The following is a 25593-nucleotide window of genomic DNA, read 5'->3' on the forward strand; positions in this document are numbered from 1 at the left end:
AACTCTCGTTAATATTAGTACTCATTACCCATAACGCGATCGCGATAGCTTTCCCAATCAAATCTTACCCATAAGCTGTTGCCGAGGCGCATACGATCCATCACCCGCTCACCGAGTAAGGAATTCATCCCCTCATGGTTCAAATTGGATAACATTCCGGTAGGCCGTTTTGACGAAGACCGACGATCGACGATTTGATTAATAATAACTTTTTCATAGCGCGATTCAGTTTGCATTCCGATTTCATCGATGACCAGAAGATCAACGGTACTTAAATCGTGCAATAAACGCTCTTCCGTCATAGTGCTACCGCCGCTAAAGGTTCCTTTCATCGTCGACATGACATCAGCAACGGTCATAATCAGAACGCTTTTCCCCTGTAATATGAGGCAATTACCGATAGCTGCCGCAAGATGGTTTTTTCCAGTTCCTGGGCGCCCTGAAAAGACGAAGCTGGCGATACTTTGGCCGAACTGATCCGCATATTCTCGTGCCGCAACCAGCGCCTTACGCTGCCCTTCGCTTTCGACGCGGTAATTATCAAATGAACAATTCAAATGGAGTTCTCTAATCCCTGAACGTCCCATGATGCGTTGCATTTTCATCGCACGATTTTCACGTACAATCGCCTCAGACCTTAGCCGCCCTTGTTCTTGGTTCCACGCGAGCAGGTCCTTACCTTCGGTAAATTTTGGGGTGATGCCTTCTGGCATGAATTTTTTCAGCCTAACAAATAAATTTTCAGGTGTTTTCATTATTCACCTCTAAAACCATTCGGGATGTTGTGGTCCGGCACTGCTACTTGGGTGATATCACGTTTAGACGTCGATTGTGGGCTACCACGACTAAGCTGTAAATGACGAGCAAGCTTTTGTTGCCATTGCACTTGATGAAAAATACGACCTTCCGCTTGCCAATAAGCAATAAATGCCGCTAATTCTTCGTCTGTCACAGGTTCGCCGAGCGCTATTCCCCAAAGGGCCGCTTGACGTAAAAAATCGGTATCAGGTTGCCATCCAGCATATAGCGCAAATTTTCCCGCAGGAACCTTTATTTTCGCAACGGGCTCGTCGAAAAACTCGGCTTCTAATGAAATAGCGCTCTGGTTTTGCAGTTGTGCTTCAGCCGCCAATAATTGACTAAGGCGAGCCGACGATAAGGCATAGAAAATAGGTTGATTATTATCAAATACCGTAACAGTTTCAGACTCCGCTTGCGCTATAGCCGTAGCGGAGTCTTGAAAGAACTGCTCTAACCCTATGATTGATGATGACAAAATCTTTACCGACATGTGATGACTCGTACCTTAGTTTTTTACGGCTGATTTCACGAAGGACATTACCTGCGCTTAACCGCTATAGTGTATCAACTTTACTACGACTGATCGCGCAAACCTGTGCTTTTCCTGATGACTATTAATTAAACAGGAGTAAACGATGACGAAATCTCGCTGTGGATGGGTCACCAACGATCCCGATTACCTCGCTTACCACGATGAAGAATGGGGTGTACCTTGTTTCGATCGCCAGCGGCTTTTCGAGATGCTCTGCTTAGAGGGACAACAAGCTGGCCTATCCTGGATCACTGTTTTGAAAAAGCGTGACGCCTACCGCCGCGCCTTCTATCAGTTCATACCAGAGAAAGTGGCGGAAATTAGCGCGGAAACAGTCGGTATGTTATTACAGTCCCCTGAGCTAATTCGTAATAAATTAAAAATTAATGCAATCATTAACAATGCACAGGCATTGCTGGCAATGGAAGCACAAGGTGAGGAGTTCGTTAATGTTATCTGGCAAACTGTTTCCCACCACCCTCTCCATCAGTCCTATACCGATTATCGGCAAGCCCCTGTGAGGAGTCCGCAATCAGAGTCACTGTCTAAAGAACTGAAAAAGAGAGGCTTTAAATTCGTGGGGCCAATTATATGCCATGCTTATATGCAAGCTTGTGGGCTCATTATTGATCATCAAGTGAACTGTTTTAAATATTTAGAGACAAATAAAAGCCTAGGCTAACCGATAATTTTAGGGCGCAATATAGCGCAAGCCTTGGTATATTTAATAAATAATTATAATGCATTGGGAGATTTGATGAGCACCAAGTCAACACGAGCAACAATTAGTGATGTTGCTAAAGCGGCTAGTACCGGTAAAACGAGCGTATCGCGCTACCTCAATGGTGAGCATCAATTGCTTTCTGATGATTTAAAGAGTCGTATTAAACAGGCAATCAGCGATCTTAATTACAGTCCAAGCCAGATGGCCCGTAGTTTGAAACACGGTCGAACCAAATTAATCGGCCTATTAATTGCTGATATTACCAATCCTTATTCGATAGAGGTCATGGGTGGAATAGAGACAGCCTGCCGAGATAATGGTTTTACGCTCTTGATGTGTAACACTAATAACAAACCGCATCTTGAACAACACTATCTCCAGTTACTCAGTAGCTATCAAGTCGAAGGAATCATTGTTAATGCGGCGAACATGCAGGAAACTGCATTCGATTGTATTCAACCTGCTTCAATACCTCTTACGCTTATCGATAGAAAAGTCAGTAACTACGATTACGACGTCGTGGGCCTAGATAATTTTCAAGGCTCGATCGAGCTCACCCAGCATCTTATTGATAACCAGTATCGCTCGCTACTCTTTATCAGTGAACCCGTTGCACAGGTGAATACACGAAAAGAACGTTTAGATGGATACCTCAGCGTTGTCACTCAGGATGAGTCGTTAACGGCAGAGCATGCCGAAGTGGCACTGGATAACCCTGAGCTTTTACAAGCAACGATTACTGACTTTGTTGCCCGCCACGGCCACCAGCCTTCCGCCATCATTACGGCGAATGGTGCATTGATGTTACTAGTAACCAAAGTATTGCATGCGTTGAAATTGGTCTGGGGACAAGATATTGGCTTGGCCAGCTTCGACGAAATGAATTGGTCTTCTATCGCAGGCTGCGGTATTACAACGTTACAACAACCGACCCATCAAATTGGTTACAGTGCGTTTCAAAACATCTTAACTAGACTTAAGCACAGTGAAAATCCTGCACAAGAAACTCGCTTTGAAGGTCGACTAATCATCCGCCCATCAAGCCAAGCACTGTCAAGCAAACAGTAATTCTTGATAATGTGAGCATTTTCGTGTTTTCTCTCTTCCTTATGGAACCGATACCATTTATTCTATAGCATGATGTGCAATGAGAGGTAGTCATGGAAAGGAAAATTATTGTGGTCACCGCCGCCTTCGGCGCTGAGTTTGTTCGCCAAGCTGGGGGGCAACAAAACCTTATTCCGATCATTGCGCAATCAGGGGCGGATGGTATTGAGATACGTCGAGAGCTATTATCATTAGACGTCAACGAAGAACTAGGCATACTGCAGCAGCAGATCGATGAGCACAATCTATTCGCTTATTACTCTGTCCCAGAATACCTATTCACCGCAGCGGGGGTCATCAATCCACGCCTAGCTCAGTTCCAACATGAAGCCTCATTACTCAATGCACGGGCAATTAAATTCGCCTTAGGCGCCGGCGCAGGTCAGTGCTCAAGGCAGCAGCTCGCCGCGCAGCTTTCTTCTTGTACCGTGCCATTACTTATCGAAAATGATCAAACACCTACCGGTAAGATACAACCTATGTGGGATTTTTTTAGTCACTCATATCCCCTAGCGCCCGTGCAGGGGATGACATTTGATATGGCTAATTGGCTATGGGTCGATGAATCCCCCCTTGCTGCCGCAGAGTTACTCGCTGATGTTGTCTCTTACTGCCACGTTAAGGCCGCGCACAGGACAGACTCCCGTTGGCAGGCCGTCAGCTTAGATCAGTCAGACGGTGAGTGGCGAACGCTACTTACTATGATGCCTGCAGGCGTACCGTTAGGAATTGAGTTCCCGCTAGAAGGCGATGATTTATCGAGTATTGTCCACTATTACGTAGGGCTACTTCGTGCTGCATGAAGTGCTTAATTTATAAATATCCTTTTTGAGAGGTTCGAATGAAACCCACTATTATTCAGTTTATGCCACTCCCTGACGACCTCGTTAGCAAACTCACAGAACACTTTGATGTTGTCGAGGTGGATAACCTGGATCAAGCAACCGTCGATCAATACCCAGAAGCCTTCCTACGTGCAGAAGGTTTGGTTGGTTCAGGGGGCAAAGTCAACGAAGCGCTTCTTAAACGGATGCCAGCGTTAAAAGTATGCTCCACGGTTTCCGCAGGCTACGACTCCTATGACGTCGATGCGTTATCGAAACATAAAGCTATTTTAACAAACACCCCGGGAGCCCTTACCGAAACGGTTGCCGATGCAATGATGGCCCTCGTCTTATGTGCGGCACGAAATATTCCCGCAATGGATCAATGGGTCAAAACTGGCGGATGGGATGCAGCACCGGAAAAACTACCATTAGCGATTGATGTCCATCATAAAAAAATGGGGATCATCGGGATGGGCCGTATCGGACTGGCGCTAGCGAAGCGTGCGCACCATGGTTTTGGAATGGATATTGTTTACAACGCGCGTAAGCCACACCGTAACGCTGAGCAAGAGGTTAATGCTCACTATGCGAGCGTTGACGAGTTATTAGCGACAGCTGATTTCGTCTGTGTCGTACTGCCATTAACCGATGAAACGCATCACTTAATCAGCCATGCACAATTCGATCAAATGAAAGAGAGTGCCATTTTAATTAATGCTGGCCGTGGACCGGTGGTCGACGAGGAAGCACTTATCGCTGCACTGAAGGCTAAGAAAATCTATGGTGCCGGCTTAGATGTTTTCGAGAAAGAACCGCTGGTAGCAAGTTCAGCGCTAACGACCCTGCCCAATGTTGTAACGCTACCTCATATCGGCTCAGCAACACACGAGACCCGCTATGCAATGAAGCGCGATGGCGTCGAAAATCTAATCTTAGGTTTACAAGGTAAATTGACCGAAAATATTATTAACCCTGAAGCATTGCAGGCATAATTTTATAGTCACTGGGCATCGTTAGGTGCCCTCTGTCCGGTTAGCGGGCTAAGGACGACGATGTCGATTAGAGATACTGGGCTGGCATTACTCGTGATCCTTATTTGGGGAATAAATTTTGTCGTCATCAAAATAGGATTACATAATTTCTCCCCGTTCTTACTTGCTGGACTCCGTTTTACCTTTGTCGCCTTTCCTGCTTGCCTAGTGATCGCTAGACCAAAAGTACCTTTGCATTTGCTGGCCGCTTATGGAATGAGTATTAGTTTCCTGCAGTTTTCTCTACTTTTTCTGGCATTGAAGCTTGGCATGCCCGCTGGCTTAGCCTCACTCCTCTTACAATCCCAAGCTTTTTTTACCCTACTCTTCGGTGCGCTCTGTTTAGGCGAAAAAATACAGCCCCACCATATTTTAGGGCTACTAATTGCTATAGTCGGAATGCTTTGCTTAGCGCAAACAAGCATCTCCTCTACGCACCCCTCGGACATGTCACTTTTTACACTATTACTGACTCTAGGAGCTGCACTGAGCTGGGGGATAGGGAATATTGTTAATAAAATCATCCTGCAACGTTATCGGGTCGAACCCTTGAGATTGGTAGTCTGGAGTGCTTTTATTCCGATCCTGCCGTTTTTTGCCTGCGCTTGGATCATTGATGGTAAAGAAGCCATCTGGCACAGCCTTGAGCATATCAATGGCGTTGATATATTAATAATATTTTACTTAGCCATCCTCTGTACGGTTGTCGGTTATGCAATCTGGGGAAGCTTGTTGGGTAAATATCCCACTCCCACCGTCGCACCACTCACGTTACTCGTTCCGGTTGTGGGCCTACTTTCTGCTACCTTTTTCTTAGACGAAAGTCTTTCCTACCCGCAAATTCTCTCGGTAGTGCTGATTATTTTTGGCCTGGTAATAAATAGCTTTGCTCCGCGGTTGATCAGTTACTTACGTTTTGCTAAGCGGTGAGGCGGATATTAAAGATACCCTAGTTGTGGGGGGGGGGGTTAACCAACGACCTACACCTTGGTATTATTGGTAACCCACGTCACAGTTTTTCTTTGAATGACAGGAATTCGAAAGGCAAATCATAAAATTTGTCATACACTGAAATACATCTATTTTTGAGTATCACGCTAAACCTGCTTACGACGTGTTGCTTGTACCCGCTTCGCCATGGATGGAATGAGGAATAACCTATGCTCAGACATAAAGCACTACCTAAACTGATGATGATCTCAAGTTGCTTAATTAGCCTTACTGCATGTTCTAGCATTATGTCGCACACTGGAGATAACCGCGGTTATTACCTTGGTACACAAGCCAACAACGAGCTGATAGGTAGTCATGAAACCTCATGGCCTATTAAGTCCCTAGCGGTACTCGATTATCCTTTTTCAGCTGTTACCGACACATTAATTTTACCCTGGGATTACTATCGTAATCACAGTGACGGTTCCTCACTGAGAGACCGTGTGGCGGCCAGCGAGAAACTCAATCACACGGATGAGGCGCTAGCTCAAGCTAACACCAATATAATTCAGTAGTCGTAACCGTAAAGAGCTGCCTGAATCCTTCGCTATCTCGCATGAAGGCAATCTTATCACCTCTCGGTGACCAGACCACCGCCTCGGCACAAGGTGCCTCTAACGTCCGCTTGGTAAGGGCCACCAGCGCTTTTTTGGTAAAGTCATAGATGACAATCTGGTTATCATAGACAAACGTTATGCCTTTACCTGTAGGATGCCAAGTGAAGGCGGACTGTACATCATATTCCCCCTCCGTCAGTTGTTCCGGTAATCCACCGTTCGGCGATATCGTCCAAAGTTGCACAACACCTCTTCGATCGGCCATCAGAAATGCGATTTTACTACCGTCCGGTGAGCTTCTTAGCCAATGGCGAGGCTGTAGGGCAATACCAGCCCCTTCACTAAAGGTTATTCTACGCTGAGTGATCCCTGCGGGCGGCGCGGGTAGATGCTCTTCTGTTCCGACGATAGGACGAGCGCCGACCACCTTATAAGCAGAAATCTCTTCAGGAAGGTCGACGATGAATATCTCTGGGACTTTACGTCCATCAAGTGCGACCGTTTCCCCAATGAACGCTAAGGCCCAACGCTGCCTTTTACCGGCTGTTGTGATATACCCATTTTCACCAATCCATCCTTCTTCAAAAGCCCGTAGAATTTGATCGCTACCAGGTTGCGGGAGTAACGTTGTTTCGGAGACTACGACACAAAAATGAGAGCCATCGTGCTCTCGGGGATGTTTGTTAGGGATCGAAACCGGTTCATGTGGCAAGGCTATCGCTACATTACGCTGATCCTCGGCGATTGAACGCTGACGCATAACATGATCGTTGTAGGTAAAGCTGATCCTATCGCCTTCATGGCTAAACATATGCACGTGGCTGCCACCACGCAATGCTCCTAGTGTATAGGGCGGCGTAATATCGCATCCATCCAACGTCTCAGCCTGACCACCTTCGAGGATCACTCCACGCCGATGATGTACATCGTAATGCCACGACTCGTCGGGGGACTCAGGGCCATGAATACAAATAAAGCGCTCGTTATCTTTCGGGTGTGCGGTAATCACCCCAACGTGAGCCCCTTGTGATGCACGATAAATCTCAGTCACCTGTCCTGTAGACACGTCCACTCTCTCAACGGTCTGACTAGTAAAAAGATGTTGCGCCGGGCGTAAGTCGTAAACGAGACTCTGTCCATCTGCACACCACACCTGTGCATTGGTGAGTTGATGGTGCTGCGGATGGGTCGTAACTTGTTTTTCGTCCATACGGGATCCCAGTGAGTCGACGGTAAAAATTAACTATGCCGTAATCCCTTAGAGGCGTCTAGGCAAAAAAAAAGCTGCCTTTCGGCAGCCATTCAGGGAATAAAACGCTCTTATTATAATTACTTATTAGACTACTTGCTCACAGTGCTAATCTTTTGCCACCACACTTTGCTGTGTAATGACTGAGTAGGTTAATAATAACCCTAGTTACTATTTAACGATTACCCAAAAATGCGATTTTATTCACTATTTAACTTTCTTCTTGAGGGCTAAAGTGCCCATTGGTGAATAGCCTTAGCTACACCATCTTCTCGATTCGAACTTGTATGATAAGCCGCCTGCTCTTTTACTGCATCAATGGCATTACCCATGGCAACACCATATCCTGCCCAGGCTAGCATAGTGAGGTCGTTCTCATGATCACCCACAGCAAGAACCTCTTCGGCACTGAAACCCAATTGTTCTGCTAAATGACGCACGCTATTTCCCTTACTCACTCTCTTATCGAGGATTTCGAGATAATGACTGGCGCTTTTCACTAAGGTATAGCGATCAAATAACTCTGCTGGAAGTTGTCTAATAGCATTATCCAATACGTCAGGCTCATCGACCATCATCAGTTTTGGAAAGCGAAGGGAAGGATCCATCGCATCAACGCTGCGAAACCTTAGAGGGATACCCGTTATTTCTGATTCGTGGACGGTGTAGCGACTAATATCTTGGTTGGGGGTATACAGGTGCTGTTTGTCTAACGCTTGGAAGTGGACGTTTAGCTCCCGAGCCAGCTGCTCAAAAAAATGGTAATCGTCCATCCCAAGCGTTGTCTCAAGGATTGGATGTCCATCTTCGGCGCGCTGCACCAAGCCGCCATTATAACTAATACAATATTGGCCTGGGATATTTAGCCCCAATTCTGCAATATACCTTTGCATACCAATATAAGGTCGGCCAGAGGCAAGTACGACGAGTATTCCTTTTGCCTTAGCCTCTTCAATAGCGGACTTAACCGCAACGGTAATTTCATGTTGCGGATTGAGTAGCGTACCGTCCATATCCAGTGCAATCATTTTTACTGTCATCGTTATCCCTCTGCCTAAATAAAAAAACACCGCTGCACTTCGCAAGCGGTGTCTTGAGAGTAGCTCAGTTATCGTATTACGACTACCGCTTACCCGCACTCACGCACGTTAACCTTAGATATCGATATTGGCCGCTTTTAGGGCATTCTCTTCGATAAAGGCGCGGCGAGGTTCCACCGCATCACCCATTAACGTGGTGAAAAGTTGGTCTGCGGCGATAGCGTCTTTAATAGTAACCCGTAACATACGACGACTCTCCGGATCCATTGTGGTTTCCCATAACTGCTCTGGATTCATCTCACCCAGTCCTTTATAGCGCTGGATCGAGAGGCCACGACGTGATTCTTTAATTAGCCAATCAACCGCTTGTGTAAAGGTGGCTACAGGTTGGCGACGCTCACCACGTTCAACATAAGCATCTTCTTCGAGCAAGCCATTGAGTGCCTCTCCAAGCTGAGAAAGCTTACGGTATTCTGGTCCCTCAATGAAATCACGATCCAACGTATAATCAGTATCGACGCCATGTGTGCGCACACGAATAACCGGCTCGTGGATATTCAACTCACGGTTCTCACGAATAATAGCAGAATAGCTACTGCCATGAGCTTCGTTATCGGTCAAATAGGTGACTAACCCGTCAATCCAGCCCTGGGTATGAGTGCTATCTGATAACTCCAATAAAGCGGGGTTATAGACTAAGCCATTTAATAAGGCACTTGGGTAATGACGCTCCATACGCTTAATCATTTTACCCGTGCTAATGAACGAAGCGACTAGTTGCTCAAGTGCCTCACCTTGTAGCGCAGGTGCGCCAGCAGTGGTGTAGAGCGCCGCACCATCTAAGGCAATTGCGATGTTGTATTGGTCCATTGCATCGCCGTCTTTAATATATTGCTCTTGCTTACCTTTTTTCACTTTAAATAAAGGGGGCTGTGCAATATAGACGTGACCACGCTCAATAAGCTCCGGCATTTGACGATAGAAAAATGTCAATAACAAGGTACGAATATGCGAGCCATCGACATCGGCATCGGTCATGATGATGATGCTGTGGTAGCGCAGTTTATCCGGGTTATATTCGTCACGGCCGATACCACAACCCAACGCAGTGATCAGGGTCGCTACTTCCTGTGAAGAGAGCATTTTATCGAAACGCGCTTTTTCAACGTTAAGAATTTTACCTTTCAGAGGAAGGATTGCTTGGTTTTTACGGTTACGCCCTTGCTTCGCCGATCCACCTGCGGAATCACCCTCCACCAGATAGATTTCAGAGTGAGCAGGATCGCGTTCTTGGCAATCCGCTAATTTACCTGGTAATCCGGCAAGGTCTAATGCACCCTTACGGCGTGTCATCTCACGCGCGCGGCGTGCCGCTTCACGAGCACGGGCTGCATCGATAATTTTCCCGACAACGATTTTTGCATCGCTTGGGTTTTCGAGTAAATATTCCGCCAACAACTCATTCATCTGCTGCTCAACGGCAGATTTTACCTCAGATGAAACAAGCTTATCTTTAGTTTGCGATGAGAATTTTGGATCGGGAACTTTTACCGAGACAACGGCGATAAGCCCTTCACGCGCATCATCGCCAGTTGCACTGACTTTAGCTTTTTTGCTGTAGCCTTCTTTATCCATGTACGCATTGAGCGTACGTGTCATTGCAGCACGAAAACCGGCGAGGTGTGTCCCGCCATCGCGCTGTGGAATGTTGTTCGTAAAACAATAGATGTTCTCTTGGAAGCCATCATTCCACTGCAGTGCCACTTCAACCCCAATACCGTCTTTCTCTGTAGAAAAGTAGAAAACATTGGAATGGATAGGTGTTTTATTCTTATTCAGATACTCAACAAAGGCTTTGATACCACCTTCGTAGTGATAATGATCTGATTTATCATCACGCTTATCTTCAAGGCGGATTGATACACCGGAATTTAGGAAAGAGAGTTCGCGCAGGCGCTTAGCTAAAATTTCGTATTCAAAGGTCGTGACATTGGTGAACGTTTCGTAGCTCGGCCAAAAACGGACTTGCGTACCCGTCGTATCAGTTTCGCCAACAACGGTTAGTGGAGCCTGTGGTACGCCATGTACATAAGTTTGCTGATGTACTTTGTTATCACGACGTATCGTCAGCTCGAGTTTCGCTGATAATGCATTGACAACTGAGACCCCTACGCCGTGCAAGCCGCCAGAGACTTTATAGGAGTTATCATCAAACTTCCCACCTGCGTGAAGAACCGTCATGATCACTTCAGCGGCAGAAATACCTTCTTCTGGGTGGATACCGGTAGGAATACCCCGTCCATCATCTTGGACAGATACGGAATTATCAGCATGAATGGTGACTGTAATCTCATTACAGTGACCCGCTAGGGCTTCGTCGATGGCGTTATCCACAACCTCGAATACCATGTGATGCAACCCAGTACCATCATCGGTATCACCAATATACATGCCTGGGCGTTTACGTACCGCATCAAGTCCTTTTAAGACTTTAATACTTGAGGAGTCATAAGAATTCGACATCAACGTTTCTCACTCATTTTTCTGAAGATTGAACGGTTATTTTACCCTTTTCTACGCTGAACATCTTGCCCTTTTCGTCATTCATATCGATTACGTGATCAAAATTAATTGCGCTAACGAAAACTTGGGCTTGCGTCGCTTTTAAGCGTTCGGCTAAAAGACACCGACGCGAGTCATCGAGTTCGGAAGCGAAATCATCGATTAAATAAATACAACGACGACCACTTTGCTGGGTAAGAAATTCACCTTGAGCTAACCGCAGTGCACACATAAGTAATTTTAACTGACCGCGTGATAAGAGATCCTCGACAGGCGTCGCCTGCGCTCGAATCCTAAAATCCGCTTTATGAGGTCCCGCTGAGGTATAAGTTAACGCGCGGTCACGTTCGAATTGGCGTTCCAGTAGATCTGCATAATCGCTTTCTCTATCCCAACCTCGCTGATAGGAGAATTGCAGCGTAAATTCAGGTAGAAATTGCTGGCAGGTCTTTTGTATCTCTTGCGCGATATGTTGGCTGTATTCAGCCCGCCATGCGCTGATTTGCTCAGCCAAGGGCACCATCATTTGGTCCCAAGGTTGTAATTGCTGATAGCGCGTAACTTGTCTAAGTGCAGCATTACGTTGTTTAATCAGTCGACGATAATCATTCCAAGCCGTAAAGAAGCCGGGATAGCGATGAAAACAGCCCCAATCAATATAAGCACGGCGAAATTTAGGTCCTCCAGTCAGCAGCGTAAAACCTTCTGGAGTGATTAATTGCATGGGTAGCAACTGGGCCAGGTCGGCAACACGATGACCGTCCGTCCCGTCGATCCTAACCTTAGTGGTACCAGCCCGGTCTTTACTCAGACCTAATGTTGGCTGGTACTGTTCGCCATCGAGACGCCCATACAGCACGAATTCTGGCTTATCGTGACGGATCACTCTTGCCGTTTGAACACTGCGAAAGGCTCTGCCGTGCCCTAGTGTATAAATGGCCTCAAGAACGCTGGTCTTACCACTCCCATTTTCACCGATCAAATAATTAAACCCCGATGACGGGGCTAACTCCGCATGATCAATATTACGGAAGTCTGTAATAATCAGACGGTTAATGGACATAGCGATCGTCGGTAATAATCAAGCAATGGCTACCCAATGCCATCTAGAGACGCATTGGCATAACAACATAAGCTGCATGCGGGCTTGCGACATCTTCGATCTGCACACTAGAGACTGAGTCGGTTAATAGGAGCCGTACGTTTTCACATTTCAGAGCATTCAATACGTCCAAAACGTAACTGACATTGAAGCCGATTTCTAGATCGCTACCCTGATAGTCAACGTCGAGGATTTCTTCAGCCTCTTCCTGTTCAGGATTGTTAGCGGTGATCCGTAACTGATTCTTCGTGATAAAAAGCCGTACGCCACGAAATTTCTCGTTGGATAAAATCGCTGCTCGGGCAAATGCTTGTTTTAGCACGTCACATCCGGATTCAAGGGTTTTGTCTGGGTTCTTTGGTAGGACCCGTCGATAATCAGGAAAGCGACCGTCTACAAGTTTTGAGGTAAAGATATAGTCACCGACATGAGCACGGATATTATTACTTCCTATCTGTACCTGCAGCGGCGTCTCGCTCCCATCCAGTAAACGCACGAGCTCGGTAACACCCTTACGAGGTACAATCACAGAATGGTGCGGTAACGACTGACCGACCGACATCGCGCACACCGCAAGTCGATGACCATCCGTCGAGACGGTACGAAGCTCTTCGCCTTCGGTTTCAAACAACATACCGTTCAGATAATAGCGAACGTCCTGATGAGCCATGGAGAACTGCGTCGCATCGATGAGGCGCTTTAAGGTAGCATGTGGCAAGGTAAACTCGACATCGCTTTGCCAATCATCGAGGTTAGGAAAATCCCCGGCCGGTAGGGTCGAAAGAGAAAATCGGCTACGTCCCGAACGCACCAAAATACGGTCACCATCAAGGATAACGTGTATTTCAGCTCCTTCGGGCAGGCCACGACAGATATCGAGAAATTTACGAGCAGGTACTGTCGTTGCACCGCTTTCATGCGCTTGCGTCAAACTTACTCGCGCAATCATCTCCATTTCGAGGTCTGTACCGGTTAGAGATAAACAGTTTTCTGTAACCTGTAATAAGATATTCCCTAAGATCGGTAGCGTTGGTCGGCCACCTAAAGGGCTGCTCACTTGCTGTAATGGTTTGAGCAGTTGCTCACGTTCTACAATAAATTTCATAGCATCAAGAGGATAAGGTTCTGATTAAATTAGAAAAGTCTTCTTTGATATCATGACTTTCTTCACGTAATTGTTCGATCTTACGGCATGCGTGTAACACAGTCGTATGATCGCGCCCGCCAAAAGCATCCCCTATTTCAGGTAAGCTATGGTTTGTTAATTCTTTTGCCATCGCCATCGCCATCTGACGAGGTCTTGCGACCGAACGAGAGCGTCGTTTAGAGAGCAGATCGGCAACTTTAATTTTATAATATTCAGCCACTGTTTTCTGAATATTATCGATAGTGACTAATTTTTCCTGCAATGCCAGTAGATCACGCAGTGCTTCACGAACAAAATCAATAGTGATCGCGCGACCAGTAAAGTTCGCATTGGCTATCACACGATTTAGTGCCCCTTCAAGTTCACGCACATTAGAACGCAGACGTTTAGCAATAAAGAAGGCAACTTCACCAGGAAGACGAATATTATTCTCGTCCGCTTTCTTCATCAAAATCGCAACGCGCGTTTCAAGTTCAGGGGGTTCGATCGCAACCGTCAATCCCCAACCAAAACGGGACTTCAAACGATCCTCAACACCGTTGATCTCTTTGGGATAACGATCCGAGGTTAAGATAATTTGCTGGTTACCTTCCAGTAATGCGTTAAAGGTATGAAAAAACTCTTCTTGAGATCGCTCTTTATTCGCAAAAAACTGAATATCATCAATAAGTAGTGCATCAACGGAGCGATAGTAGCGTTTAAACTCTTCAATCGCGTTGTTCTGCAATGCTTTGACCATATCTTGCACAAACCGCTCTGAATGCATATAGACAATTTTGGCATTGGGCTTATGTGCCATAATCCCATTGCCTACTGCATGTAAAAGGTGCGTTTTACCAAGCCCTGTGCCCCCATAAAGAAATAGTGGGTTGTAAGCGCCACCGGGGTTATCTGCGACTTGACGGGCAGCCGCGCGAGCAAGTTGGTTAGATTTACCTTCGACAAAATTATCGAAATTGTGCCGGGTATTAACGTTAGAACGATAGGCGACTTCTATAGGAGCAGGAACGCTATCCCAGCTCGGACGACGATTATCATTGGTTGCGACTGGCTGTTGTGCCGCAACTGTCGCAGCAGGTATTCTGGCCACTGCAGGGATCGAGCTTACCGTCTGTGAGCTCATCGGCTTGGAACCAACCTCAAAACGCAACTGCGGTAGGTTTGTCCCACAAAACTCATTGAGTAGGCCATTAATATTATTGATGTACTTATCGCGTACCCAATCTAAAACAAATCGGTTGGGTGCATACAGAGCCAATATATTGTCGCTTAACTCAGCTTGCAGTGGTCGGATCCACATACTGAATTCAGTGGCAGGAAGCTCATCCTGCAAACGGGTAAGGCACTGTTGCCAAAGCGTAAGTGACACGGCGGACTCCACTCATACGAAAAAGTAAGACAAGAAATGGCGCTAAGATATTGATAAATATGTTTTATATATATAAGCGTAGATACATCAGCAGCGACGACTGTCCCTAAACGTTATAGATGAACAACAAGGGATCGCTTGCGGAACCGTGGATCATAACGCAAAGTGAACAAGAGATCCTCCTTTTCTACACTGTTTCTACCCATTTTATCCACAGGGTTTTCCAATAACTGCGGGTTCTGCGGCAAAAATAAATATTGTGCTCTGATCTTGTGGGGGTAGCCGGATCCGTAACGATCCTTGCGCTTTACTGGGAAGCAAGTATAATCTTCGCGATTCTATTTAGGAGCGTTACGTTTTAGACGATAAACGTTCCTCTAATAGAGAGTAGATGCATGATAATCAGCGAAGTAAATTGACTCCGGGCTGTACAATTATTACAATCCCGCCTCTTTGATAAAATATACCGAGGCGTTGGTCGTTTTACTGACCTTATAACGCATCACCAAGTGAACATTTTCAAGTTTAGGTAGAAATCGCCATGAAACGCACTTTTCAACCATCTGTACTGAAGCGTAACCGTTCTCACGGCTTCCGTGCTCGTATGGCTACTAAAAATGGTCGTCAGGTTCTAGCACGTCGTCGTGCTAAAGGCCGTTCTCGTCTGACCGTTTCTAAGTAATAAAGCTAGCCCTCGTGGTTAAGCTCGCATTCCCTAGGGAGTTACGTTTGTTAACTCCCGCTCATTTCACTTTCGTCTTCCAGCAACCACAACGGGCTGGCACGCCGCAAATTACTATACTCGGCCGCCAAAATTCGCTGGGGCATCCCCGCATCGGTCTCACTGTCGCTAAAAAACATGTTAAACGTGCTCACGAACGTAACCGAATTAAACGCTTAACTCGGGAAAGTTTTCGTTTACGTCAGCATGAATTGCCCGCGATGGATTTTGTGATCGTTGCAAAAAAAGGGATTGCGGAGCTGGATAATCAGTTATTGACAGAAGTGTTGGAGAAATTATGGCGTCGTCATTGTCGCCTAGCACGCGGCTCCTGATTACTGCAATACGCGTTTATCAACGGATAATTAGCCCGATGTTAGGGCCTCATTGTCGTTTTACCCCGAGTTGTTCTCATTACGGCATCGAAGCATTACGGCGTTTTGGGGTGGCAAAAGGGTGTTGGTTAACAATAAAACGCGTATTAAAATGCCATCCTTTACATTCGGGTGGTGACGATCCTGTGCCGCCGAAAAACACTGAAACCAGAGAAAACTAACGATGGATTCGCAACGTAATCTTTTTTTCATCGCTTTTCTGTTCGTCTCCTTTATGGTCTGGCAGACGTGGCATACGGATCATGATCCGCAGCCCCAAGCACAACAGACTACTCAGAATACGAATACCCCCGCGGGTGATGCCGCAAATCAAGCCAGCTCCAGTGGGCAAGGCAAAACTATTACTGTCACTACTGACGTATTATCATTACAGATTAATACGCGTGGCGGTGATATTGAACAAGCTAAACTGCTGGCATACCCCGATAAGCTAGGCTCGAACACGCCATTCCAATTACTTGAAACGAGTCCAGACTTTGTCTATCAAGCCCAAAGCGGGTTGATTGGGCAAAATGCACCGGATAGTAACGCGACACGTCCACTTTTTAATGCCACTCAAGATAGCTATACTTTAGCGGATGGCCAGTCTGAGCTGCGTGTTCCGATGACGTGGACCGGTGCCGATGGCGTAGTGTATACCAAGACTTTTGTGTTCAAGCGCGGCGGATATGCGGTAAATGTTGATTACAACGTGAATAACGTTACTCAACAACCGTTGTCGTTAGCCATGTTTGGTCAACTTAAGCAAACTATCGCGTTACCTAAAGCACGTGATACCGGTAGCAGTAATTTTGCTTTACATACTTTCCGTGGTGCGGCGTATTCGACCAATGATGAAAAGTATGAAAAATATAAATTTGACACAATTGCTGAAGATAAAAACCTAAACACTACCACCAGCAATGGTTGGGTAGCGATGCTACAGCAATATTTTGCGACCGCATGGATCCCGCACACTTCAGGTAACAATACGTTCTATACCACCAAGTTAAGCGACAACTTAGCGGCAGTTGGCTATAAATCGACGCCTGTCACTGTTGCAGCAGGCCAGCAGCAAGACTTGAAAGCAACCCTGTGGGTCGGTCCGGAAATTCAAGATCAAATGGCGGCTGCGGCTCCCCATTTAGACTTAACCGTGGATTACGGCTGGTTATGGTTTATCTCACAACCGCTGTTTAAGCTGCTGAAATTCCTGCATAGCTTTATCGGTAACTGGGGCTTCTCCATCATCGTTATTACCTTCATTGTTCGCGGTATCATGTACCCGCTGACGAAAGCACAATACACGTCGATGGCTAAGATGCGTATGCTGCAACCGAAGATCCAAGCGATGCGTGAGCGTCACGGTGAAGATAAGCAACGTGTAAGCCAAGAAATGATGGCGTTATATAAAGCAGAGAAGGTCAATCCACTCGGTGGTTGTCTCCCTCTGCTAATTCAGATGCCAATCTTCTTAGCTCTCTACTACATGCTGATGGGTTCGATTGAATTACGTCACGCGCCTTTTGCACTGTGGATCCACGACTTAAGTGCACAAGACCCGTACTACATTCTGCCGATTCTAATGGGTGTAACGATGTTCTTCATTCAGAAGATGTCACCAACAACCGTTACTGACCCAATGCAGCAGAAGATCATGACATTTATGCCGGTCATCTTCACCGTCTTCTTCTTGTGGTTCCCATCTGGTCTGGTGCTGTACTATATCGTGAGTAACTTGGTTACGATTATTCAGCAGCAAATGATTTATCGTGGATTAGAGAAGCGCGGATTACATAGCCGGAAGAAAAAAGGCTAATCCCGCATTACGCTAAATCACGTTATACTTAGGCGGTCATTATGACCGCCTTTTTTATTGTTAGAGAGAATACCATGAGCCATAGCGATACGATTGTCGCCCAAGCAACCCCTCCAGGTCGTGGTGGTGTTGGGATATTGAGGATATCAGGCCCCGCAGCGGCAGATGTTGCGCTGGGCTTACTCGGAAAGTTGCCTAAACCTCGCACCGCCGAATATCTTCCCTTTAAAGATGAACAGGGTGCCGTGCTGGACCAAGGTATTGCTCTGTGGTTTCCAAATCCTCATTCCTTCACGGGCGAGGATGTACTGGAACTACAAGGTCACGGTGGTCCGGTTATTCTCGATCTGCTACTCAAACGTATCATTGCGACGGCAAACGTCCGTATTGCTAAGCCCGGTGAGTTCTCTGAACGTGCATTCTTAAACGATAAACTCGATCTTGCACAGGCAGAGGCTATCGCCGATCTTATCGACGCGAGCTCTGAACAAGCTGCCCGCTCAGCAGTGAATTCGCTGCAAGGGGTATTTTCGGCACGAGTTAACCAACTTGTTGAAGCGCTTACTCACTTACGTATCTACGTCGAGGCTGCTATTGATTTCCCCGATGAAGAGATCGATTTTCTTTCGGATGGCAAGATTGAGGCGCAATTAAATAGTGTTATCGGTGAATTAGACACCGTACGCCAAGAGGCCCGACAAGGCAGCTTACTACGCGAAGGAATGAAGGTCGTCATTGCGGGTCGACCTAATGCAGGAAAATCTAGCTTGCTCAACGCACTCGCTGGAAGGGAAGCGGCCATCGTGACCGATATTGCGGGGACGACTCGTGACGTCTTGCGCGAGCATATCCATATTGATGGAATGCCATTGCATATCATCGATACTGCCGGTTTACGCGAGGCCAGTGACGAAGTTGAACGTATTGGTATAGAGCGCGCTTGGCAAGAAATTGAGCAGGCGGACTGCGTATTATTTATGGTAGACAGTACAACTACAGATGCTACCGACGCTACAGCAATTTGGCCGGATTTTATCGCTCGGTTACCTACTTCTATCCCCGTGATTGTCGTGAGGAATAAAGCTGATATTACTGGAGAGTCCCCAGGACTATCGGAGGTGAATAATCACCTATTGATCCGTCTTTCTGCCCGAGAAGGTACCGGTATCGATGCGCTACGGGCACACCTTAAAAAGAGCATGGGCTTCGCAGGTAATACAGAGGGCGGCTTTATTGCCCGCAGGCGCCACTTAGAGGCGTTAGAGCTTGCAGGAACACATCTATTACAAGGAAAAACTCAGCTGATTGATGCACGGGCGGGAGAGCTACTCGCTGAAGAGCTTCGGGTGGCGCAAAGCGCACTGAGTGAAATTACTGGTGAGTTCACTTCCGATGACCTACTCGGACGAATTTTCTCAAGCTTCTGTATCGGGAAATGAGTGAATGGGCACAGCTCGCTGTGCCCGATTGATTAGCGTGTCTTTGTCTCTTGGCTTGCACTGAGCAGAACGCCAGCATTCAGTAATCCCCCTACCGATTGTGCTAAATCAGCAGGTATCGCAACGACTTTACTATTATCGCTTGCGGCCAACTTGGTGAATGACCCCACGTAGTTGTTGGCTAATTGAAATGTCATCGCCTTTTCTCCCCCCTCTTCGGCTATAACCTGTGCCAGTTGTAAGGCTGCCTTACGCTGACCGGCAGCCAGTGTTTCTAGGGCTTCAGCTTCCCGTCTTGACGATTCTAATTTTGCCTCAGCGTCTAAGATCATTGCCTGTTTTTTTCCTTCCGCTTCGCGTATCGCTGCATTCTTATTCCCTTCAGCTCGGGTTTCAGTAGCTTTACGCTCACGCTCAGCCGCCGCTTGCTGCTCCATAGACTTACGCATTGAGTCTGAAGGGGTGATATCTTGAATATCTACTGCTTTCAAAATAAGCCCCCAATCGCTCATCTGTTCTTCCATGTTCGCCCGCAGCGTAATGGCTAATTGGTCGCGATTCGATAGCGTATCATCTAAATTCATTCCACCCACCGCATTACGGATAGTTGTCATGACTAAGTTTTGGACGGCTGCGCTATAACTATCAACACCATAAGCCGCTTTGGCCGGATCGGCTATACGGATGAAGCAGATAGCGTTTACGCCTACCGTGGCATTATCGCGGGTAATCCCCTCAATACCTTTTACTTCGAACATCTGATCCTTAGCAGACATACGGTATGCCACGGAATCGATAAAAGGAATGAGGATATTTAAACCTGGGTTTAATGTTTTATGGTATTTACCTAAACGCTCCACAATCCATTGATCAGCCTGTGGGACGATCCGAACACACTTCAAAAAGGTAATGGCAACCAGTATGACAATAAGAATTGCGACGATAATCCCTGGAGTAATGATCATTTTGTTCCCTCTTTAGTTAATGAACTCGCTTGAACTTTTACTCTACTGCTATCCGTAACGTCAGTGACGATAACTCGCGTTTGCCTATCAAGAATGTCGTCACTAAAACACGACCACTCCTGTTTTCCTTGAATAGGTCGACTGAGCAGCAATATCCCCATTTTTCCTGGTTGTAATGCATCGGCTAAAATACCTTCAGCCCCAAGTAATGAGCTATCGATATATTCAACAGGCTTGCTACGGATCCATTTCACCCAAATAAAAGCGCAGATAAGTGAAGAAATGGCCCACGTTAACAACTGTAAAACAACGGATAGATGAGGGAATAGATAAGAGATAATCGCTGGCACCAACGCCGCAATTGCCATCCACAATCCGAAGAAGGTGATCGTACAAAATTCAATTATCGCAAATATTGCAGCAACCCCGAGCCATATCCAATAAAACCCCATCGGCAAATCCTTATCGTTGATGTTTTAGCAAATCATACCTTTAATGAGAGTACACACGCGAACACCCATACAAACTTTACATTCCGACCACTGTATTATGGACTTAATTCGATTATTCGGTCTGCACTGGCAATGGTGGATGGGCGATGTGCAATAAAGATCCGCGTAATATTTAACGAACGAATGGACGTATTAACGGCAGCTTCGTTTTCCAAATCAAGATGGCTGGTTGCTTCGTCTAAAAAAAGTATCGCGGGTCGCCGATAAAGCGCACGAGCGATAAGTAGTCGTTGTTTTTGTCCACCTGATAGGCTACCACCCAGTTCACTCACTAATGTTTCGTAACCCATCGGCATACGTATGATTTCCTCGTGTAAGTAAGCCATTTTGGCACAATCGATAATCCTCTCCCGACAATTATCTTCACCAAAACCAGTGATATTCTCGGCAATAGACCCTGCAAATAGCTTATCTTCCTGTAGGACACAGGCGATGACATCTCTGAAATTATTAACACCGACCTGCTGGATATCTAATCCATTAAAGCGAATCGTTCCACTATCTGGTGTGAGTAGCCCACACATTAATTTCATTAACGTTGTTTTACCAACCCCAGACGGACCAACGATCGCGACGCTCTCCCCCGGTTCAACCGTAAATGAGCGATGCGCAAGCACTGGCGCAGTGAGCTTATCGTACTGATACGTTAAATCATCCACTTCAAACCGTGCCGCTTGATTATGTTCACATAAGCGCTTCGAACTCAGCTGTGATTCCGGTTCTTGGTAAACAATATCAGCCACCCTTTCGTTATGTAAACTCAGCATTTTTAGATTGAGTAGCATGTCGACAATCGCGGATGCTCGGTCAGAAAACTGGCCTCGGTAAGCGTTAAAGGCCACGAACATACCTAGAGTCATATGTCCGTCAATCACCATTGATGCCCCTAACCAAAGTATTAATACCTGGTCGAGGGTACTAATCAAAGAGTTTACCCCGCCAAATAACATATCCAAGCGAGTCATTCTTATCACAGCATTGGTAGTTTCAATATTAAGGTTGAGCCAATAGCGTGAACGCGTTTTATTTAACCCGAGGACTTTGAGTGTCGCGATGCCATAGAGAGTTTCCATAAAGTGCGAATTTGCACGCGCATCTTTAACGATCTGCTCTTCTTGAGCCTGTCGATAACGGTGGTAGGTAGCCAGTCGTAATATGACATAAAGCAGGGTAAATCCCAGCACAACAAAATATAACCATCCTCCATACATAAACATCATCACTGAGACACTGACTACCATCAGTATGTCAATCGTTCCGGAGACGACGCTTGATGTTAACGTTTCGCGAATAGTGGCTAGCGAGCCGAACCGGGACTGAATATCCCCAAGTTTTCGTTTTTCAAAATAGCTTAAAGGTAGCCGTAATAGATGGTCCATCAGGCCCGTTTTCCACTGTACGTCTATCAACGACTGCATAACCAGCGTCGTCCAGCTACGCAACATACTAATAAACGTGCGGAATAATATGAACGTGACTAAGCCGAGACAGATCAGCGTGAGTAAATTCTGATCTCTTGCGATAATAACGTGGTCCATTACTAGTTGCGTACCAACCGGTATCGCGATATTGACGGCTTCGACAAGGATCGTTAGCGCAAATATCTTAGCCAAGACGCTGGGCAGGCCGGTTATATTCTTTAGCAAACTGAGAAAGCTTATTTTCGAACGCGCTTTGACGGGCTTAAATTCGCTGTCTGGCCAGAGCTCTAATGCTATGCCCGTAAAATGTTGCGACATTTCCTGTAGACTCACTACCCGCCTTCCGAATGCAGGATCGTGGATGATGAATCTATTTCTACCCGCCTTGACCAGTACTACGAAATGACTCATATCCCAATGCAGTAAGCAGGGCCGTTTAAGCTGCCTAATCTCATCAAGATCGAGTGATAGCGCTCGTGTCTGTAGATTGAGTTGGCTACCAATATGCACCAAAGTCGCCAAAGTCGCCCCTTGCGCAGATAGGCCAAACTTCTGCCGTAAATTCAGAAGATCAATATTCATTCCGAAATAGCGGCAAACCATGACGATACAGGCTAGTCCACATTCGGCAGCTTCCGTTTGCAAGACTTGTGGAACTTTCCGGAAGAAACCGAACTGAAGTTGCTGACATACCATTCTAAAAAGCTGGGAGACTTCATTCATGTACTGGCCCTCCTAGACTACGCTTAATATCGTAATAAGGTGAAAGGATCCATTGATAGAGCGGCCTCTTTTCCAGGAATAAGGTGACCTCCGCTGACATACCGTTACTTATAGGTAACGTTTTATTATCAAATTTCAGCGTTTTGTCATGGATCGCCACAATCGTCTTATAAAACGCTTCTTTCGATTGTTGCGTAGTAGCTGGGTAGCTTCCCCTATAACTCATCATTTCACTCTCCGTCGCCGGTACTTGTGATAACGACGTAATCTCACCAGAGAACTGTCCAAATTTTTCATAGGGATAAGCATCGTAACGAATATTAACTTTATCTCCTGCCCGCACGAACGGAAGACTATGGTTGGGTAGCCATAACATCAATTGGTAATACTGTTTATCACCAGGAAGAATTTGCGCCAAACTATCACCCAAACTAAACATCTGCCCTTCCGTAAAAGCCATATTCTCCACTTTGCCAGTGACTGGGGCGGTTATGACTAGTGTGCCATTAGCATCAACTTCGGCGAGCATTCGAGAGAATTCACTGAGTTTCAGCTCATATTCTGAAATACGATTATCGAAATCGGTAGAGGTACTGGTTATTTCACTTTCTAGATTGATAATCTGTAAGCCTTCCTGAATAAGCTGACTATTCATATTTTGCCAAGAAGACTGCTGTTGATAAAAAAGATAACGTTGGTTATAGGATTGTTCTTTACTAATCAATCCTCTTTTTAAGTAATCATCATAATTCTTCATACTCTGTTGCATATCTTTAACCCCATTTAAGGAGTTTTCTACTAGAGCCTTAGTATTATTATAAGACTTTTTATATTCGGTCAGTTGATGGGTTAATTTATCAATATTTATTTTTTTATTTTCTTTTAACTTACCAATAATATTATTAGTTAAAGTGACTTGTTGGTTAATACTGATCTTGGATTTTTGGCTCAGATTACCGGATTGGGTATCCCTGCTAATATCTAATTCGTAAATAGGTGCACCTTTTACCACTTTATTACCAATTTCTACGTAGCTTTTATTTATTCTTCCTTGCTGAGGTGCGAGTATGTTGACCGTCTGCTGTAGCGAAAAAATCTCTCCTCTAACATTAACTCGTCGGTTATATTCACCTTTTACTAATACGATCAGTGCTATAGCTATGAAAAAGAGAGTGAAGGTAATAATTAGCCATACCGGCATTCCTCTTAATAATAAAGCCTTACCGAGCCAATGATGGCGCTGATGATAAAGTGCTTCTTTTCTAAATAGCTCATTATCTTTCATGATTTTAATTTTTTAGTAGAGTGGAGGAGTAACGAGAAGGGATTAAAAAAAGCAAAGAGATCTATAAAAAATCTCTTTGCTTTAGTTAATTTATATTATTTTCTGAATACTAAGTTGAAGAAAGAGGTCACTGTATCGATGGTTGAATCAATGACTAAGCCTGCATTTTTAGCAACGTTGGTTGCATTGACTTTAGCATTTTTCCAACCGAATGTTTCGAGTACACCACCGAAAGTCGATGCGATACCGCTAAAAGTATTAGCAAAAACACCTGCGCCTGAAATATTTTGCATTTGAGCGCTATTCAATTCTTTCATTATATTTTCCTTAATTAATTTTTCCATTATTAGTCTGCATGGGATATACCTCAAGCGACGAGTTGGAGATTACCGGGTGTCACCCAGGAGTGCAATCTCATATCTCCGGAAAAAAAGGAAAAATCTCGGTTTTTAAAAAACCAAAAAAATTAATAGCGAAAAAATCCAATTATATATGTTAGATAAGCTTATAAAAAAATCCAGTATAGCTCACTAAACTATACTGGATTCAATATTTAAGATTATTTTTATTTTTTATGTTTATCCAGAAACTTATCTAATTTTTCACCCTCTAGGTGACGTATATCTTGCCCTTTAACAAAATAAAAAATAATTTCACAAATATTCTGACAACGGTCGCCTATGCGTTCAATAGAGCGTGCACAGAATAATGCAGTTAACACATTAGGTATCGTCCGTGGGTCTTCCATCATATAAGTCATGAGTTGACGAATAATACCTTCATATTCCTGATCAAGTTTTTTATCGGCTTGATAAATCTCTACCGCTGCTTCGAGATCCATGCGCGCAAAAGCATCGAGGACTTCATGTAGCATCTCGACAGAATGCTGACCAAAAGACTCAAGGCTTATCAGTAAGGATTGATGCTGCTGGCTGAACTTCTCCAATGCAGTACGACTAATTTTTTCAGCCACATCTCCAATACGTTCTAATTCAGAGATCGTTTTGGTAATCGCCATAACGAGACGTAAGTCGCTCGCTGTCGGTTGTCGTTTGGCGATGATTTTGACACAGTGCTCATCTATCTCCACTTCCATCCGGTTGACTTTTTGATCATCGGCAATTACCCGTCGAGCCAACTCGCTGTCCATGTTGTGCAACGCTGTAATGGCATCGGTAAGTTGTTGTTCGACTAACCCGCCCATGATCATCACTTGCGTACGAATATGTTCTAATTCAGCATTAAATTGCGCTGAAATGTGTTTATTAAGGTTCAAAGTATCCATGTCACTCT

General features: G+C 45.5%; 25 protein-coding genes. 11 read left to right on the forward strand and 14 right to left on the reverse strand.

The genetic code is table 11. The annotated features are described in order from the left end of the window. Positions 1-14 precede the first annotated feature (14 nt). Positions 15-755, reverse strand: a complete 741-nt coding sequence (gene dnaC, locus HGT70_RS13210; RefSeq protein WP_071433179.1) for a replicative helicase loader DnaC — start codon at positions 753-755, stop codon at positions 15-17. Then, the gene (dnaT, locus tag HGT70_RS13215; protein ID WP_071433177.1) at positions 755-1291 is read right to left on the reverse strand and encodes a primosomal protein DnaT; all 537 of its coding nucleotides are present in this window, start codon (positions 1289-1291) and stop codon (positions 755-757) included. Before dnaT ends, dnaC begins: the two co-directional genes overlap by 1 nt. 145 nt (positions 1292-1436) lie before the next feature. Between dnaT and HGT70_RS13220 the strand changes: the two genes are divergently transcribed. The 6 genes from HGT70_RS13220 (at position 1437) to HGT70_RS13245 (ending at position 6530) form a co-directional block, all read left to right on the forward strand. After that, positions 1437-2015: a DNA-3-methyladenine glycosylase I gene (locus tag HGT70_RS13220; protein WP_071433175.1), complete on the forward strand. Its 579-nt coding sequence runs from the start codon at positions 1437-1439 to the stop codon at positions 2013-2015. A 75-nt stretch (positions 2016-2090) separates the two neighbouring features. Continuing rightward, positions 2091-3125: a LacI family DNA-binding transcriptional regulator gene (locus HGT70_RS13225; RefSeq protein WP_071433173.1), complete on the forward strand. Its 1035-nt coding sequence runs from the start codon at positions 2091-2093 to the stop codon at positions 3123-3125. A gap of 92 nt (positions 3126-3217) precedes the next feature. Then, a complete protein-coding gene (locus HGT70_RS13230) occupies positions 3218-3967 on the forward strand; it encodes a sugar phosphate isomerase/epimerase (protein WP_214196171.1) in 750 nt (249 codons plus the stop codon). A gap of 38 nt (positions 3968-4005) precedes the next feature. Further along, positions 4006-4983 (forward strand): NAD(P)-dependent oxidoreductase, encoded by a 978-nt coding sequence (locus tag HGT70_RS13235; RefSeq protein ID WP_071433169.1) that lies wholly within the window; start codon positions 4006-4008, stop codon positions 4981-4983. Positions 4984-5043: 60 nt separating this feature from the next. Next, positions 5044-5952 (forward strand): EamA family transporter, encoded by a 909-nt coding sequence (locus HGT70_RS13240; protein ID WP_214196172.1) that lies wholly within the window; start codon positions 5044-5046, stop codon positions 5950-5952. A 230-nt stretch (positions 5953-6182) separates the two neighbouring features. Then, entirely contained in the window at positions 6183-6530 is a 348-nt protein-coding gene (locus HGT70_RS13245) for a YceK/YidQ family lipoprotein (RefSeq protein WP_071433165.1), read from the forward strand. Here the strand turns inward: HGT70_RS13245 and HGT70_RS13250 are convergent. The 6 genes from HGT70_RS13250 to dnaA form a co-directional block, all read right to left on the reverse strand. Then, entirely contained in the window at positions 6508-7782 is a 1275-nt protein-coding gene (locus HGT70_RS13250) for a YidR family protein (RefSeq protein ID WP_071433163.1), read from the reverse strand. The two genes, HGT70_RS13245 and HGT70_RS13250, sit on opposite strands and share 23 nt — an antisense overlap. 269 nt (positions 7783-8051) lie before the next feature. After that, a complete protein-coding gene (yidA, locus tag HGT70_RS13255; RefSeq protein ID WP_071433161.1) occupies positions 8052-8861 on the reverse strand; it encodes a sugar-phosphatase in 810 nt (269 codons plus the stop codon). A 114-nt stretch (positions 8862-8975) separates the two neighbouring features. Further along, positions 8976-11384, reverse strand: coding sequence for a DNA topoisomerase (ATP-hydrolyzing) subunit B (gyrB, locus tag HGT70_RS13260; protein ID WP_071433158.1), 2409 nt, complete (start codon positions 11382-11384; stop codon positions 8976-8978). Positions 11385-11397: 13 nt separating this feature from the next. Then, the gene (gene recF / locus HGT70_RS13265; protein ID WP_071433156.1) at positions 11398-12486 is read right to left on the reverse strand and encodes a DNA replication/repair protein RecF; all 1089 of its coding nucleotides are present in this window, start codon (positions 12484-12486) and stop codon (positions 11398-11400) included. 43 nt (positions 12487-12529) lie between these two features. Further along, a complete protein-coding gene (dnaN, locus tag HGT70_RS13270) occupies positions 12530-13630 on the reverse strand; it encodes a DNA polymerase III subunit beta (RefSeq protein ID WP_071433154.1) in 1101 nt (366 codons plus the stop codon). Positions 13631-13634: 4 nt separating this feature from the next. Continuing rightward, a complete protein-coding gene (gene dnaA / locus HGT70_RS13275) occupies positions 13635-15041 on the reverse strand; it encodes a chromosomal replication initiator protein DnaA (protein WP_071433152.1) in 1407 nt (468 codons plus the stop codon). Between the two features lie 541 nt (positions 15042-15582). Between dnaA and rpmH the strand changes: the two genes are divergently transcribed. The 5 genes from rpmH (at position 15583) to mnmE (ending at position 19394) form a co-directional block, all read left to right on the forward strand. Further along, positions 15583-15723 (forward strand): 50S ribosomal protein L34, encoded by a 141-nt coding sequence (gene rpmH, locus HGT70_RS13280; RefSeq protein WP_003849659.1) that lies wholly within the window; start codon positions 15583-15585, stop codon positions 15721-15723. A gap of 14 nt (positions 15724-15737) precedes the next feature. Beyond that, entirely contained in the window at positions 15738-16097 is a 360-nt protein-coding gene (gene rnpA, locus HGT70_RS13285; RefSeq protein ID WP_071433150.1) for a ribonuclease P protein component, read from the forward strand. Continuing rightward, the gene (gene yidD / locus HGT70_RS13290; RefSeq protein WP_157725415.1) at positions 16061-16318 is read left to right on the forward strand and encodes a membrane protein insertion efficiency factor YidD; all 258 of its coding nucleotides are present in this window, start codon (positions 16061-16063) and stop codon (positions 16316-16318) included. The genes rnpA and yidD overlap by 37 nt, the downstream gene beginning before the upstream one ends. A 2-nt stretch (positions 16319-16320) precedes the next feature. Further along, positions 16321-17955, forward strand: coding sequence for a membrane protein insertase YidC (gene yidC, locus HGT70_RS13295; RefSeq protein ID WP_214196173.1), 1635 nt, complete (start codon positions 16321-16323; stop codon positions 17953-17955). A gap of 74 nt (positions 17956-18029) precedes the next feature. Further along, on the forward strand, positions 18030-19394 hold the full coding sequence (mnmE, locus tag HGT70_RS13300) for a tRNA uridine-5-carboxymethylaminomethyl(34) synthesis GTPase MnmE (RefSeq protein WP_214196203.1): 1365 nt from the start codon (positions 18030-18032) through the stop codon (positions 19392-19394). A gap of 32 nt (positions 19395-19426) precedes the next feature. Here mnmE and HGT70_RS13305 read toward each other — a convergent pair whose 3' ends face one another. From HGT70_RS13305 to phoU, 6 genes are all read right to left on the reverse strand, one after another. Further along, positions 19427-20359 carry an SPFH domain-containing protein gene (locus tag HGT70_RS13305; RefSeq protein ID WP_198363432.1) on the reverse strand — a complete coding sequence of 311 codons (933 nt, stop codon included), beginning with the start codon at positions 20357-20359 and terminating at the stop codon, positions 19427-19429. Then, positions 20356-20811 carry an NfeD family protein gene (locus HGT70_RS13310; protein ID WP_071433146.1) on the reverse strand — a complete coding sequence of 152 codons (456 nt, stop codon included), beginning with the start codon at positions 20809-20811 and terminating at the stop codon, positions 20356-20358. Before HGT70_RS13310 ends, HGT70_RS13305 begins: the two co-directional genes overlap by 4 nt. Before the next feature lie 95 nt (positions 20812-20906). Beyond that, positions 20907-23015, reverse strand: a complete 2109-nt coding sequence (locus HGT70_RS13315; protein ID WP_214196174.1) for a peptidase domain-containing ABC transporter — start codon at positions 23013-23015, stop codon at positions 20907-20909. Further along, on the reverse strand, positions 23008-24300 hold the full coding sequence (locus HGT70_RS13320; protein ID WP_214196175.1) for an HlyD family secretion protein: 1293 nt from the start codon (positions 24298-24300) through the stop codon (positions 23008-23010). Before HGT70_RS13320 ends, HGT70_RS13315 begins: the two co-directional genes overlap by 8 nt. Before the next feature lie 95 nt (positions 24301-24395). After that, entirely contained in the window at positions 24396-24617 is a 222-nt protein-coding gene (locus tag HGT70_RS13325) for a hypothetical protein (protein WP_214196176.1), read from the reverse strand. Positions 24618-24865: 248 nt separating this feature from the next. Continuing rightward, positions 24866-25585, reverse strand: a complete 720-nt coding sequence (gene phoU, locus HGT70_RS13330; RefSeq protein ID WP_214196177.1) for a phosphate signaling complex protein PhoU — start codon at positions 25583-25585, stop codon at positions 24866-24868. Positions 25586-25593 lie beyond the last annotated feature (8 nt).

Source organism: Rosenbergiella collisarenosi (genome assembly GCF_018494085.1).
Classification (GTDB): Bacteria; Pseudomonadota; Gammaproteobacteria; order Enterobacterales; family Enterobacteriaceae; genus Rosenbergiella; species Rosenbergiella collisarenosi.